This window comes from Vibrio sp. 2132-1 (assembly GCF_033344315.1).
The window spans coordinates 150,382-165,086 of the sequence record NZ_JAWPON010000003.1; the positions used below are offsets into that span (position 1 = coordinate 150,382).

General features: G+C 44.0%; 16 protein-coding genes. 5 read left to right on the top strand and 11 right to left on the bottom strand.

The features are described from left to right. Nucleotides 1-263 precede the first annotated feature (263 nt). From R8N47_RS04155 to R8N47_RS04170, 4 genes are all read left to right on the top strand, one after another. Complete coding sequence (locus R8N47_RS04155) at nt 264-599, top strand: Grx4 family monothiol glutaredoxin (protein WP_017635833.1); 336 nt, start codon at nt 264-266, stop codon at nt 597-599. A 417-nt stretch (nt 600-1,016) separates the two neighbouring features. Then, the gene (locus R8N47_RS04160) at nt 1,017-1,592 is read left to right on the top strand and encodes a hypothetical protein (RefSeq protein ID WP_053349607.1); all 576 of its coding nucleotides are present in this window, start codon (nt 1,017-1,019) and stop codon (nt 1,590-1,592) included. Nucleotides 1,593-1,785: 193 nt separating this feature from the next. Then, the gene (locus R8N47_RS04165) at nt 1,786-2,361 is read left to right on the top strand and encodes a hypothetical protein (protein ID WP_064354204.1); all 576 of its coding nucleotides are present in this window, start codon (nt 1,786-1,788) and stop codon (nt 2,359-2,361) included. A 136-nt stretch (nt 2,362-2,497) separates the two neighbouring features. After that, on the top strand, nt 2,498-3,127 hold the full coding sequence (locus R8N47_RS04170; protein ID WP_064354203.1) for a DsbA family protein: 630 nt from the start codon (nt 2,498-2,500) through the stop codon (nt 3,125-3,127). Between the two features lie 77 nt (nt 3,128-3,204). Here the strand turns inward: R8N47_RS04170 and R8N47_RS04175 are convergent, their stop codons facing one another. Both R8N47_RS04175 and rnt read right to left on the bottom strand, forming a co-directional pair. Next, on the bottom strand, nt 3,205-4,530 hold the full coding sequence (locus R8N47_RS04175) for a Na+/H+ antiporter family protein (RefSeq protein ID WP_005384889.1): 1,326 nt from the start codon (nt 4,528-4,530) through the stop codon (nt 3,205-3,207). 28 nt (nt 4,531-4,558) lie between these two features. After that, nucleotides 4,559-5,203 carry a ribonuclease T gene (rnt, locus tag R8N47_RS04180; RefSeq protein WP_005384888.1) on the bottom strand — a complete coding sequence of 215 codons (645 nt, stop codon included), beginning with the start codon at nt 5,201-5,203 and terminating at the stop codon, nt 4,559-4,561. A 341-nt stretch (nt 5,204-5,544) separates the two neighbouring features. On the opposite strand from rnt, the gene motY reads away from it, so the two are divergent. Next, a complete protein-coding gene (gene motY, locus R8N47_RS04185; RefSeq protein WP_005384887.1) occupies nt 5,545-6,426 on the top strand; it encodes a flagellar protein MotY in 882 nt (293 codons plus the stop codon). 120 nt (nt 6,427-6,546) lie between these two features. On the opposite strand, the gene R8N47_RS04190 is transcribed toward motY, so the two are convergent. From R8N47_RS04190 to rsxA, 9 genes are all read right to left on the bottom strand, one after another. After that, on the bottom strand, nt 6,547-6,981 hold the full coding sequence (locus R8N47_RS04190) for a DUF2753 domain-containing protein (protein WP_005384886.1): 435 nt from the start codon (nt 6,979-6,981) through the stop codon (nt 6,547-6,549). 150 nt (nt 6,982-7,131) lie between these two features. Then, entirely contained in the window at nt 7,132-7,548 is a 417-nt protein-coding gene (gene gloA / locus R8N47_RS04195) for a lactoylglutathione lyase (protein ID WP_005380739.1), read from the bottom strand. A gap of 32 nt (nt 7,549-7,580) precedes the next feature. Beyond that, nucleotides 7,581-8,222: an endonuclease III gene (gene nth, locus R8N47_RS04200; protein WP_005380743.1), complete on the bottom strand. Its 642-nt coding sequence runs from the start codon at nt 8,220-8,222 to the stop codon at nt 7,581-7,583. Nucleotides 8,223-8,286: 64 nt separating this feature from the next. Further along, entirely contained in the window at nt 8,287-8,979 is a 693-nt protein-coding gene (locus R8N47_RS04205; RefSeq protein ID WP_005380745.1) for an electron transport complex subunit E, read from the bottom strand. After that, a complete protein-coding gene (gene rsxG / locus R8N47_RS04210) occupies nt 8,979-9,611 on the bottom strand; it encodes an electron transport complex subunit RsxG (RefSeq protein ID WP_047103464.1) in 633 nt (210 codons plus the stop codon). Before rsxG ends, R8N47_RS04205 begins: the two co-directional genes overlap by 1 nt. Before the next feature lie 7 nt (nt 9,612-9,618). After that, complete coding sequence (rsxD, locus tag R8N47_RS04215; protein WP_005380749.1) at nt 9,619-10,665, bottom strand: electron transport complex subunit RsxD; 1,047 nt, start codon at nt 10,663-10,665, stop codon at nt 9,619-9,621. Next, complete coding sequence (gene rsxC / locus R8N47_RS04220) at nt 10,665-13,301, bottom strand: electron transport complex subunit RsxC (RefSeq protein ID WP_064354192.1); 2,637 nt, start codon at nt 13,299-13,301, stop codon at nt 10,665-10,667. Before rsxC ends, rsxD begins: the two co-directional genes overlap by 1 nt. Nucleotides 13,302-13,309: 8 nt before the next feature. Next, a complete protein-coding gene (rsxB, locus tag R8N47_RS04225) occupies nt 13,310-13,906 on the bottom strand; it encodes an electron transport complex subunit RsxB (RefSeq protein WP_005380760.1) in 597 nt (198 codons plus the stop codon). Nucleotides 13,907-13,909: 3 nt separating this feature from the next. After that, complete coding sequence (rsxA, locus tag R8N47_RS04230) at nt 13,910-14,488, bottom strand: electron transport complex subunit RsxA (protein WP_042523119.1); 579 nt, start codon at nt 14,486-14,488, stop codon at nt 13,910-13,912. Nucleotides 14,489-14,705: the final 217 nt, after the last annotated feature.

Genomic DNA, 14,705 nt, shown 5'->3' on the forward strand with positions numbered 1-14,705 from the left:
AAAGGATGACCTTTCGATTGCTTCCAGTGTTTTTTTATAGCTATGTCGCCTTTAAGGCTGACTTGCTAAGTATTTTAGCAAGTTTTTACTTTATTAAAACCCCGATATGAAAATATTTTAAGAGGTTAGCAGTGGTGAAGTGCTGCATTGCTCGCCAATGAGCAACCTAAAATTAAGCCTTATTAATTATATGGTTTTTATTCTGTCGTTATTGAGTAGAATGTGGCAAATAAATAAAGTTCAAACCCATGAATGAGGAAGCGATGGAAACTATCGACAAAATCAAACAGCAGATCTCTGAAAACTCAATCCTGCTGTACATGAAAGGATCACCGAAACTACCTAGCTGTGGTTTCTCTTCTCAAGCGTCACAGGCACTAATGGCATGTGGTGAGAAGTTCGCTTACGTAGACATTCTGCAAAACCCAGATATCCGTGCTGAGTTACCAAAGTACGCGCAATGGCCAACTTTCCCTCAACTATGGGTTGAAGGTGAGCTTATCGGCGGTTGTGACATTATTCTAGAAATGTTCCAAAAAGGTGAACTGCAGCCTCTAATCAAAGAAGCAGCAGCGCGCGCTGAAGATCAAGCTGAGTAATTCGTAAATACTCACATTTAGCGATAGAATACGAAGGAGCCGTACTGGCTCCTTTTTCTTTTTAGGTTAGTGGAATGAACATAAAGCTTTGTTCTGACTGCCTATCTCGTAAACCTCGCGAAGCCATGTAAATTCCGCCTAGTGTATACAAAAACTTCAATATGCATTTTAATGCATTTTGGCGCGTAATTACGATGTATGCCGCCATCTATTTCGTAAAGTCGTTTTCAAACATCATTGCTTACAGGTCTTGACAAGGGAGTTGCTACAAATGGTATTTGGTTAAGGAATTACACTAAAGGCAATTTGAGTCCCCCAGAATTTTGAGGCCAACTTATTTCGGTACAAAATGCACTCGAAGAGTAAGCCCCATCATAAATCGGCATTGGACGCTAAAAATCAAGTTTTGGAAGGATTATGACAGTTTACAAGATAATAGATAATTTAAGAGAATTTCAAACGATCTGCTCTGGTCCCGATGAAATCGCTAGCCAGTTAGGTGACTTCGACTATTTTGAGAGGATCTTGTTACAGGCAATTAAAAATCAATCTCTGCAAGATATTTGGAAGCCTGTGGAGGTAAAGTTTCAAGATGTATTTAAGTACAATTCTCTATTGCCTGATATTAGTTTGTGGGCGCGAACATATCTTGTTTTATCTCCGAGGGCATATGAAATATTGAATGCTTATCTAACTGAACACGGAGAGTTTTTACCTGCTAACTACCAAGGTGGGCAATGGTATTTATATGCATCACTGACTTTTGGACAAGAAAACAAGAGAAAGTGCGTAGAAAAAATCGCATATGGGAGCCGAGATGGGTTAGATACCCTTGTTTTTATTGACGATGATGTTAAAGACAAAATGGTTTTCAAGTCTCGGCTAGAAGGAGCGGGCACCTTGTACTGTACAGATAAGTTTAAGGCTTTGTGTGAACAAAATCAGCTCAATGGCATCATGTTTTCTTCTAATTTGACAGACCCATTTAATTAGTGATTTTTATTAATATGAAAATACTATTTCTCTGATACTGGGGTTTGGAAGCACTGTAATGGTCGACGAGAAAATTAGCTTTCTCCTCTAAAACGCAGCTTTTTTAGGCCTGTTTCCTTCATGAAGAATGATTTGAAAAGTAACTTACCCATAGGTAGCACCTGGTAGTAAAACATGAGGAGTTGATAGATTAATGACGGTTTATAAAATTTTCGACTGTCACAATGAATATAAAATCGTGAGCACTACGCTTAGTTCTGTAGCTAGGCAGTTAGGTGACATTGATTTAATAGAAAAAATCGTTGTGCAGCCATTAGAAAACTTTTCTTTCAAAAGTATATGGGGTGAAGTAGATATTGAGTTTGAAGATGTTCTCAAGAAAGACTCATTACTTCCTGATATCAGTTTATGGTTACGGGTTTTCTTAGTGCTTTCCCCTAAAGCTTATGCATCTTTAAAAGAGCCATTGAGCAAAGTAGGCGAGTTCTTATCGATTCGTTATAAAGGAGAGGAATGGTACCTGTATACACCGTTGGAGTTTGGGCAAGAAGATGAAGATAAGTGCGTCCAAAAAATTGAATATGGCAGCTTAGCAGGTGTAGAGGTGTTAGTATTTAATGAAAGCGACGTTGCAGAAAAGGTTGTTTTCAAGTCAAAGATGCTAGGAGCGAGCTTTCTGTATTGTACTGAACATTTTAAGAGTTTGTGCGAACAAAATGAGCTAGGTGGGCTAGAGTTCTCAGCTGACAGACTTGTTTATCTAACCTAAGATCTACAATGAAACTTAACACGCCTCGTATAGACTGGCTTTAGAGCGAATTATTAAGATACAGCAGTTTTTCAACTTATGAGACTGTATAATTACTCTGAGATTTTGAAATGATTTTAAAGGTTTAATTATTAAAGTGGATATAAAGCTTTACTACGTGCATGACCCAATGTGCAGTTGGTGTTGGGGTTACAAACCAACGCTGGATAAACTAAAACAGCAACTGCCAGGTGTGATTCAGTTTGAGTATGTGGTTGGTGGTCTTGCGCCAGATACTAATTTACCGATGCCGCCCGAGATGCAACAAAAACTCGAAGGTATTTGGAAGCAGATTGAGCGCCAGTTAGGCACTAAGTTTAACTACGATTTCTGGAAGCTTTGTACGCCAGTTAGAAGCACTTACCAATCTTGTCGTGCGGTTATTGCAGCGGGCTTTCAAGACTCTTATGAGCAGATGCTAGAAGCGATTCAGCATGCGTATTACTTACGTGCGATGCCTCCTCATGAAGAAGCCACTCACTTGCAATTAGCGAGAGAAATTGGCTTGAATGTTCAGCAATTCAAGAATGACATGGATGGCTCTTTCTTAGAAGGTGTGTTCGAAGATCAATTGAGCCTTGCAAAGAGCCTAGGTGTGAACTCTTACCCTAGCTTGGTTCTAAAAATTAACGACGCTTATTTTCCGATTGCCGTCGATTACCTGTCGACAGAACCAACCTTGAAGCTGATTCGTGAGCGTATTATTGACAATATGCCAGCGCAATAACCACAGTTATGAATAACAAAAAGCCGCTCATTGAGCGGCTTTTTCGTAACTAATGTATATCCATCCAAACAATAGTATTAAAGCACCATTGCTGCAATCCAACCAAAGATGATTAGAGGGATATTGTAATGGATAAAGGTTGGAACGACTGTTTCCCAAATGTGCTCATGTTGACCGTCGGCATTTAGACCAGATGTAGGGCCTAATGTAGAGTCAGAAGCTGGAGAGCCTGCATCACCTAACGCAGCTGCAGTACCTACCAGGGCAATCGTTGCCATCGGCGAGAAACCGAATGCTAGCGCAAGAGGCACATAGATAGTTGCAAGGATTGGAATCGTAGAGAACGATGAACCAATGCCCATTGTTACTAATAGACCAACGATCAGCATCAGTAGTGCAGCTAGAGGCTTATTGTCACCGATGCTGGTTGATAGCGATTGTACTAGTGTTTCAACACCGCCAGTTTGCTTCATTACTGCTGCAAAACCTGCCGCTGCGATCATGATGAAGCCAATCATTGCCATCATGTGTACACCTTTAGTGAACACGTCGTGCGTCTCTTTCCATGCAATAACGCCGCCGAAAGTGAACACCATAAAGCCAGCTAGAGCACCGATAATCATTGAACCCGTGTAAAGCTGAACACCCAAAGCAGCGACAATACCAAGTGCCGCAACTAAGATGTGCTTTTTATTAATGACGTGATCGGTTTCGTCAACGACAGTCAACTCAGTTTCTTTGTAGACACGCGGTTTACGATAGCTCACAAAGATAGCCAGTAATAGACCAAACAGCATCCCTGCACCTGGCAGTAACATGGCGGTTGGGACTTGGCTTGCAATCACATTCTCCAAACCGTTGTCATGTAGGTTCTTTAATAGAATGTTGTTTAAGAAAATACCGCCGAAACCAACAGGCAAGATCATGTAAGGTGTGATCAAACCGAAGGTAAGAACACACGCGACCAAACGTCGATCGAGCTTAAGTTTCGCAAATACGCCCAAAAGAGGTGGAATCAAAATTGGAATAAAGGCGATATGGACCGGAATTACGTTTTGAGATGACATAGTGACAAGAACGAGCGCGACTAACACCGCGTACTTTAACCCGGTAGTTGACGCCGAGTTTTCTTTACCATTTAAGCGCTTGATAACACTTTTGGCCAGTAGATCCGTGATGCCTGATTTCGAGATGGCAACAGCGAAAGTACCTAACATGGCGTAGCTTAGCGCGATAGTTGCACCGCCACCTAGACCACTTTCAAATGCGGCAACCGTATCCCCAAGGCTCATGCCTGCGACTAGGCCGCCTACGATGGCACTAAACGTGAGGGCAACCACCACGTTTACGCGCATCAATGCTAACACGAGCATGACGCACACTGATATAACGACAGGATTCATACTTTTCCTAATATGTTGTGTTTACTTATTATTCTTCGTCGACAAGCGGCCAACCGCCGAGGGCCTTCCATTTGTTGACAATACCGCAGAATAATTCTGCTGTTTTTTGTGTATCGTAAAGCGCAGAGTGTGCTTCACGGTTATCAAATTCCATCCCGGCTGTTTTGCATGCTTTAGCGAGAACTGTTTGGCCATAAGCAAGGCCACTTAATGTAGCCGTATCAAAAGTAGCAAAGGGATGAAAAGGGACTCTTTTTAGTTTACAGCGTTCATTTGCTGCATTTACAAAACCCAAGTCGAATGCTGCGTTATGAGCAACCATAATTGCACGTGAGCAATCTGCGGCTTTTTGTTCCTTTCGAATAAGCTTATAAATTTCCTTTAGCGCCTCTTGCTCAGAAACAGCACCACGAAGAGGGCTGAAAGGGTCACGAATACCATTGAATTCAAGCGCTTCTTTTTCTAAGTTAGCGCCTTCAAATGGTTCCACATGAAAATGAATGGTGGAGGCCGGATGCAACACGCCATGTTCGTCCATTTTCAACGTAACGGCACAGATTTCTAAAAGTGCATCAGTTTGAGCATTGAAACCAGCGGTCTCAACGTCTACTACCACAGGGAAATAACCACGAAAGCGTTTTTTCAAGGTTAGAGCTTCATTTTCTAGTGTCATGTTGGCTTATTTTTGTGTGACGAAGGCTGCATTATTGCAGATTATACCGATGAGAAAAACCGCAATTTAAGAGAAAACCGGAATTCTATTTTGCATCCAATCAATAAGTTTGTATTGCATATTATGTAGACGTTTATTCGCCATACTTTGCATCATGTAAACCGATAAAACATGAGTAAGTAAAACGCTAAGTGGCGGTTAAGGTGATTGGAACACGGTGGCTCACATTAATGGCAGTGTGACAGATAACCCTATATTGGCGAGATTTTTGCATGCCGGTTGAAGTGGTTTTATTGATGCAAATTGACGGCAACAGACTGCCGTTTAAGAGACAGTATTAGATGAAGAAATGGCTGATTACCAGTGGTGTTGTATTTTCGTTGTTTAGCACAAGCAGCTTCGCTTTGATGGGCAAACGTTATGCTGCAACTCCACAGCAATCTCAATGGGAAATGGTGGTCAATACACCATTAGAATGTCAGCTTGTACACCCCATTCCAAGCTTTGGAGATGCGGTATTTTCATCTCGTGCGAATAAAAAAATCAATTTAGACTTTGAGTTAAAAATGCGTCGCCCGATGGGAGAAACACGTAACGTCAGTCTCATTTCTATGCCGCCACCTTGGCGACCAGGTGAACACGCCGATCGAATTACAAACCTAAAGTTTTTTAAACAGTTTGATGGTTATGTCGGAGGGCAAACAGCATGGGGCATTTTGTCTGAGCTGGAAAAAGGCCGTTATCCGACTTTTAGTTACCAAGATTGGCAGAGCCGAGATCAGAGAATTGAAGTCGCATTGTCATCAGTACTATTTCAAAACAAGTACAACGCGTTTAGCGACTGTATTTCCAACTTATTGAAATACAGTTTCGAGGACATTGCTTTTACGATTTTGCACTACGAAAGACAAGGTGATCAGTTAACCAAGGCTTCTAAAAAGCGTTTATCACAAATTGCAGATTATATCCGACATAATCAAGATATCGATCTCGTGCTGGTGGCGACGTACACAGATTCAACCGATGGTAAAAGTGCGAGTCAAAGTTTATCAGAGCGACGTGCAGAGTCACTTCGTGATTACTTTCAGTCTCTAGGGCTACCGGAAGATCGAATTCAAGTGCAAGGGTACGGCAAGCGTCGTCCTATTGCAGATAACGGTTCGCCAATAGGAAAAGACAAAAACCGCCGAGTCGTGATATCTCTAGGGCGAACCCAAGTGTGATGCATATAAAAACGCCGAAGCTGAAAGCTTCGGCGTTTTTGATTTACTGACGTTGTTAATAATATTTTAGTGGTATTTTGCCAAGCACCTTTCGGTGATTCTTGCTGTATAATTTGAATGTTAGTTTAAGCGGAATTTGGCAATGACTTCGCAATTGGTTGCGGTATCTATTTTTTCAACCTGTTTGGCAATAGCCGGATTAGGGTGACGCTTCATAAAGTCTATCAACGCCTTAGTACAGCATCCTATCGAGTCGATAAAGCTTGCACACTCTTTATTTGGGCATTGTGGGATAAGTGTTAAGACTTTCTCAGAGGCCAGTTGAAGGTATTTGAGTTCATAGTCAGTATCTCCAGCCCAACGCCAGAACTGAGCTAAGTTATGACAAGAAATCACAGAAATTAATAATCGCTCGTCCGCCTCAATTTCCACACATTCGCTGATATCTTCACTCAGGCTTAGGGCTTGCTGGTAATGAAGAATGCTGCGAACAGGGTCATCTAGTTGAAGTGCCGTATCGGCTAGAAGTGTGTGTTTTTCCCATTCACTGATCATTATCGTAATCCCGCATATCGAAGTTGCGGATAAATCTAAACGATAACTATTATCAAGTAAAGAGTTTTGTTTATAAAAGGACAGGCAGATCGCAGACCTGCCTGTAATCGGAGTTCAACTTGCAGTACAAGTGATTATTAGAAGTGCCGCTTAGCCTTCAAGACCTGCTGAAGCTTGCTTGTTTTGAATAAGCTCAATCATGTAACCATCTGGGTCTTTTACGAATGCAATGTGCGTGCTTCCGCCTTTTACTGGACCTGGCTCACGCGTCACATTACCGCCCGCCGCTTTGATAGCGTCGCAAGTTGTGTAGATATCATCAACACCAATGGCGATATGACCAAAAGCGGTACCTAAGTCATACTCAGTTTTACCCCAGTTGTAAGTCAGTTCGATCACTGCACCTTGGGATTCGTCACCATAACCAAGAAACGCTAGCGTGTATTCGTACTCTTTATTTTCGTTAGTACGAAGCAGCTGCATGCCCATAACTTCAGTGTAAAACTTGATGGATTTGTCTAGATCACCTACGCGAAGCATAGTGTGGAGAATTCGACCGTTTGACATTTTTTGCTCCTAGCTTTGATTTACAAATAGCGTTAGCTATCTGGGTATACTTTCTCTTTATATTCGCACAAATCTTCGATAATGCAGCTACCGCAGCGAGGCTTTCTTGCTACGCACGTATAACGACCATGAAGAATGAGCCAGTGGTGCACATCGAGTTTGAATTCTTTTGGCACAACTTTTAATAGCTTCTGCTCGACATCATCAACCGTTTTTCCCATCGCAAATTTAGTGCGATTCGACACGCGATAAATGTGCGTATCGACGGCAATAGTTGGCCAACCAAAAGCGGTGTTGAGCACGACGTTTGCGGTCTTGCGACCTACGCCTGGTAGCGCTTCTAACGCGGCACGATCTTCAGGAACTTCACCATTGTGTTTTTCCAACAAGATCTTACAAGTCTTGATTGTGTTTTCTGCCTTTGAGTTAAACAAACCGATGGTCTTTATGTATTCTTTTAAGCCATCGACTCCCAAATCAAGAATGCTTTGAGGTGTATTCGCTACAGGGAAAAGCTTGTCGGTGGCTTTATTGACGCTTACATCGGTTGCTTGAGCTGATAGTAATACAGCGATTAGCAGCTCAAAAGGGGAGCTCCAGTTAAGCTCAGTTTGAGGATTCGGATTGTTTTCTCGTAATCGCTCAAGAATTTCGATTCTTTTTATTTTGTTCATTGCTGACTTCCAATACCGTCTCTGCGGTTTATGAAAAAGGCTCCTATGACAGAGCCTTATCTTGTTATGCGTTAGTGACGCGAGCACGTTCTATGGTTGGTTTTTCTTCTTTTGGTTGACGTGCCTGAATTGAATTATCTATGACATTTTTGAGCGCTATCAACAGCCCAACACCGATAAATGCACCAGGTGGGAGAAGCGCTAACAGGAAGCTATTGTCAAATTGGAAAACTTGAATCCGTAGAGCTGAAGCCCAGTCTCCTAGGAGAAGGTCTGCTCCGTCGAATAGTGTGCCATTACCAATTAATTCGCGCATGGCACCTAAAACAACCAAGACGCTCGTCATACCAAGGCCCATCCACAAACCATCTAGCGCAGCGGGTGCAACATCATTTTTTGACGCGTAAGCTTCTGCTCGGCCAATAATAATGCAGTTCGTTACAATCAGAGGAATAAAGATACCTAGAGACAGGTACAAACCGTACGCATAGGCATTCATTAACAACTGAACGCAGGTAACGAGTGAGGCAATGATCATAACGAATACAGGTATACGGATCTCTTTTGGCACATAGTTACGAATAAGAGAAACTGTTACGTTGGATCCAACTAGCACGAGTAAGGTTGCAATACCAAGACCTAAGGCATTGGTTATCGTGGAAGAAACCGCTAGCAGTGGACATAAGCCCAGCAGTTGTACGAGAGCGGGGTTGTTACTCCACATACCGTTTTTCATCAGTAATTTATTCTCATTCATTACTGCTCTCCTTCACAGCCTAACGGCTGGTTAAGAATGTCTTCACGAGATTGGTTTACGTAGTTAACGGTATTTCGCACCACTTTTACGACGGCTCTTGGCGTGATCGTTGCACCAGTAAATTGATCGAAATCGCCGCCATCTTTACGAACTTTCCACGAATTCCAATTGTTTTCCGTGACTTGTTTTCCTGTAAAGCTCAGGATCCAGTCGGTGACACGAAGATCGATTTTATCGCCCAGACCAGGGGTTTCTTGGTGGTTTAGGACGCGTGTCCCCAAAATATTGCCCTGATTATCAATCCCAGTAATCACTTTTATCTCACCATTGTAGCCATCTGGCGCGATAGATTCTATTGCGATTGCTGTTGGTTCACCATTCTTCGTGGCGAGGTAGGCTGGCATCGCACGTAATGTCCCCAGATCTGGAGACGTGACCATTGTACAAGCTTGCGTGAGTGCGTTGTCATGCATGTTTTCTGGAATGACTTGATTCAAAACAGAAAGTAATTGTTTTTGCTCTTGTACCTTGATTTGGTCTTTTGTTAGGTACTGAGTAAGGGCGACTAATCCGGTTGTTGCACATGCAAATATCGCGAGTGTCAGACCATTTTTTCTAATAGCGGTTAACATGTTTACCTCAGTGACCGTAAGTTCTAGGTTTGGTGTAGTAATCGATCAGTGGCACACACATATTTGCAAGCAACACTGCAAATGCAACACCATCTGGGAAACCGCCCCAACTGCGAATGATAAAAACCAAAGCACCAATAAGCGCACCGAAGATTAAACGTCCTTTGACGGTGGTAGACGCCGAAACGGGATCGGTTGCAATAAAGAATGCGCCAAGCATGGTTGCACCAGATAACAAGTGTAAAATTGGCGACGCAGTTTCCCCTGGCGTCAGCAACGTGAACACTAGGCTAAACAGAGTCAGACTCGCAAGGAAACCTGCTGGAATATACCATTGGATGATACGCTTTTTGATCATGACTATGCCGCCAAGAAGGTAAGCAAGGTTTACCCATTGCCAACCAATACCACCTAAGCCATCAAATATTGGCTGCGACATTACTTCGCTTGGAGTGGCACCTGTAAGAATGCCAGTCTTAAATGCATCAAGTGGTGTCGCCATTGTCACGCCGTCAACTCCTGAGCGAACTTGCTGAAGTGATAAGCCGTCGTAATCATAGCCCGTAAAAATTAAAGAGAGTGTATCTGCAAAATTTACATGATCAGGTATGAGTGATGTCGGTGCACTCCAACTCGTCATTTGTACTGGGAAAGAGATCAACAAGACCACATAAGCGACCATTGCAGGGTTGAATAAGTTTTGTCCAAGGCCACCATAGAGGTGTTTAGCGATTACTATCGCAAAAATAAGCCCGATCACCATAATCCACCACGGAGACCATGGTGGTATAGCAACGGCTAACAACCAAGCGGTAACTATTGCACTGTTATCACGTAGCGCTCTCATTGGTGAGCGTTTACGACAGATCATGACTAAGGCTTCAAGGGATACAGCGACTGCAATGGCAAAAATCAGTTGAATAAGCGTACCCCAGCCAAAGAAGTAGGTTTGAGCTACTAAACCTGGAAGTGCGCAAAGTGCCACCCATTTCATTAAGTCTGGCGTACTACGACGACTGTGGGTATGCGGTGAACTGGCAATAAAAAACGACACTACTCGTTCTCCTCAGTATTATTTTTATTAGCTTCTTGTTGCGCTTTGCGTGCCTTCGCGCGCGCAATTGCTGCGGCAACCGCGGCTTTCTTCGGATCCTCTTCTGGTTCTTCGGAAGCTGCTTCTTCAACAGGCTCTGTTTGCGTTTCTTGCTTAGCTTTACGCGCTTTGGCACGTGCAATGGCAGCTGCCACGGCGGCTTTTTTCGGATCCACTTCTGGTTCTTCAGAAGTTGCGTCTTCAACAGGCTCAGTTTGCGTTTCTTGCTTCGCTTTGCGCGCTTTGGCTCGAGCGATGGCAGCAGCCACGGCGGCTTTCTTCGGATCGTCGGTTTGCTCAGCAGGTGCTTTAGCTTCTTCCGCTTCAGTTGAGTCTGCTTGTTTCGCTTTACGTGCTTTGGCACGTGCAATCGCGGCAGCCACGGCGGCTTTTTTCGGATCTTCGGTTTGCTCGGCAGGTGCTTCGGCTTCTTCCGCTTCAATTGAGTCTGCTTGCTTCGCTTTTCGTGCTTTGGCACGTGCAATCGCAGCAGCCACGGCGGCTTTTTTCGGATCTTCGGTTTGCTCGGCAGGTGCGTCAGCTTCTTCCGCTTCGGTTGAGTCTGCTTGCTTAGCTTTGCGCGCTTTGGCTCGAGCAATTGCAGCGGCAACTGCGGCTTTTTTCGGATCGTCGGTTTGCTCAGCAGGTGCGTCAGCTTCTTCCGCTTCAGTTGAGTCTGCTTGCTTCGCTTTACGTGCTTTGGCACGTGCAATGGCAGCAGCAACCGCGGCTTTCTTCGGATCGCTGTCTTGCTGTGTAGACGTTTCCGATTCTACAGATTCAGTTGAATCTTCTTGTTGTGCTTTTTTCGCTTTAGCTCGGGCGATGGCGGCCGCAACTGCCGACTTTTTATCATCAGCGTTATTGTCTGGCGTTTCGCCTTGTTCTTTTTGCGCTTTCCGTTCGCGAGCAAGACGTTTGCGTTCTTCGCGCAGTTTTGCCATTTCTGAGTTATCAGGTTCACTAGAGCCTGCTTTAGCTGCTGCCGCTTGTTTCGCCTTCGCTTTGGCAATGGCTGCCGCTACGGCTGGTTTTACTGCTGGCTCTGTTTTTTCTGTGGTTTCTGTCTTTTGAGCTTTCACTCGTGCGATTGCTGCTGCTATCGCATCATCGCCGCCAGAAGACTTCATCTCTTTACGGCGCTGATCGGCAGCTTTCTTGAAGCGATTTTCACGTTCTGCTTTTTCGCGTTCCATACGCGCTTTTTTCTCTTCAAAACGCAGTTTTGCTCGCTCTGCAGCTTCCGCTTCTTGTGTTCTAGTTCTAATTTCTGCTTTCGCTTGGCGGTAGTACTGTACGAGCGGAATTTCACTTGGACATACAAACGCACAAGCGCCGCACTCGATACAATCCTTTAAGTTTAATTCTTCGAGTTTGTCATACTCTTCAGCTTTTGCATGCCATTGCAGTTGTTGAGGCAGCAGCGAAGCAGGGCACGCTTCTGCACATTGGCTACAGCGAATACATTCCATCTCATACTGGTGCGGAGAGATCTCACGACGAGTCGGAGCAAGGATACAGTTTGCTGTCTTGGTAATCGGCACTTGGGAGTGAGGAAGGGTAAAGCCCATCATTGGCCCACCCATAATTAAACGCTGTAACTTCTTATCTGCTTTATAGCCAAACTCATCCAACAGTGCTTGTACTGGTGTCCCTAATAATGCCCAAACGTTGCGTGGTTGTTTGAAGGTTTTACCAGTGAGAGTCACGATGCGTTTTATCATCGGCTCACCGTCGATGACTGCGCGTTTTATAGCGTAAAGAGAACCAACATTCTGGACCAAAATACCAATATCGGCTGGAATCGCGCCACTTGGCACTTCTTTATTGGTTAAAATTTTGATCAGCTGTTTTTCACCGCCAGAAGGGTATTTAGTTGGGATAACGCGAATAACGATATCTTTGTTTATAGCCGCAGCTTCTAGCGCTTTGATTGCTTCTGGTTTGTTGTCTTCAATGCCAATAATCGTGAGCTTTGGTGTCAGGATATGTTCGACAATTTCGATACCTTGAATAAGCTCTTCGGCATGTTCTTGCATGAGTTTGTCATCAGACGTGATGTATGGCTCGCACTCTGCTGCATTAACGATAAGAATCTCGGTACGAGCAAAACCTGATTGGATTTTTTTTGCAGTAGGGAAGCCTGCGCCACCCATACCAGAAATACCAGCGAGACGAATAATATCAATCAGTGCGTCAGGGGTTTCTTGTTGGTAATCTGCGACGGGGTTTCTTTCACACCATGCATCTTTCCCATCAGGCGTGATGACTGCGCACAACTCACTTAACCCAGAAGGGTGCGCGACAGTTCGTGGCTCAATCGCGGTGAGCGTACCGGATGTTGGAGCATGCACTGGAACCGTAAAGCCGGTCTCCGATTGCGTTAATGGCTGACCTTTTAATACGTAGTCACCTTCGGCAACCAGTAGGTTACCCGCTTTACCAATGTGCTGTTTTAGCGGCAATACAATTTCTGACGGGATAGCCGCATGAGCGAGTTCAGTTTTGTTGGACTGCTTTTTATTTTCTGCCGGATGCACACCACCTGGGAAATCCCAAAGCGCGCCTGTACGAATTTGTTCAATCAAAGACAACATGTGAAACCTTACTTAATTGAATCTTTCACGTTCGCTGCATTGTCGGCAGCATCCGTAATGTTAAGTACCGGAATGGAGTGAAGTTGCCACTTCCAGCTTTCTGTGGTCGTTGCCACAGGAATCATTTCAATACAATCAGTCGGACATGGGGCAACACACAAGTCACAGCCCGTACATTCGTCTTTGATTACGGTATGGACCGCCTTTGTTCCGCCTACAATTGCATCCACCGGACACGCCTGAATACACTTAGTGCAGCCAATACACATGTCTTCATGAATAAACGCAACGGTTGGAATTTTGCTGTCGAGATCGTGCGCAGATTCTTCTGGCTCAACACCCATTAAGTCGGCGAGCTTTTCGATTGTTGCCTGACCACCAGGGGGACATTTGTTTATGTGGTCGCCATTTGCAATTGCTTCAGCATAAGGGCGGCAACCAGGGTAGCCACATTGACCGCATTGAGTTTGCGGTAAAATGGCGTCGATTTGATCCACAATAGGGTCCGCTTCAACTTTAAAGCGAATAGAAGCAAAACCAAGTATCGCGCCGAAAATCGCAGCCAGAACCGCTAACGCGATAATCGCAATTAAAATCGTACTCATCGCTTACTTCACCAAACCTGTAAAGCCCATAAAGGCGAGTGACATTAAACCTGCTGTAATCATTGCTATTGATGCACCTTTAAAAGGTACAGGAACGTCGGCGGCGGCTATGCGCTCTCGCATGGATGCAAAAAGTATCAACACCAATGAGAAACCAACAGCGGCGCCGAAGCCGTAGATGATCGATTCAATAAAGTTATGGTTTTCATTAATGTTAAGAAGTGCCACGCCCAATACTGCGCAGTTTGTTGTGATCAGCGGTAAGAAAATGCCAAGCAAGCGATAAAGCGTCGGGCTGGTTTTGTGCACAACCATTTCGGTGAACTGCACCACAACGGCTATCACCAAAATAAAACTCATGGTTCGAAGGTACTCAATACCCAGTGGACGAAGGATGTAGCTTTCCACTAAATACGCACACACTGACGCGAGCGTTAGCACAAAAGTTGTCGCTAAGCCCATACCTATTGCTGTTTCCAGTTTTTTGGACACGCCCATGAAAGGACATAGGCCCAAAAACTTCACCAGTACAAAGTTGTTCACCAGCACAGTGCCGACCAACAACAAAATATATTCGGTCATAGTTATTACGTTCTTAAAATCCGATCTTGATATTATCGTGTTTTGTGACACCAATAACAACCAGTGAACGATGTGGTTTTACATACACGATGGAAAAATAGTCGTCTATTTGATCTATTTTGATGAATCAATAAGAAATTGAATCGTTTGCTGAATGTATTGTTAGCGAGAGGATACTACCTATTAATTTTCATCTAATGTGTGATTTTAAAAAAAG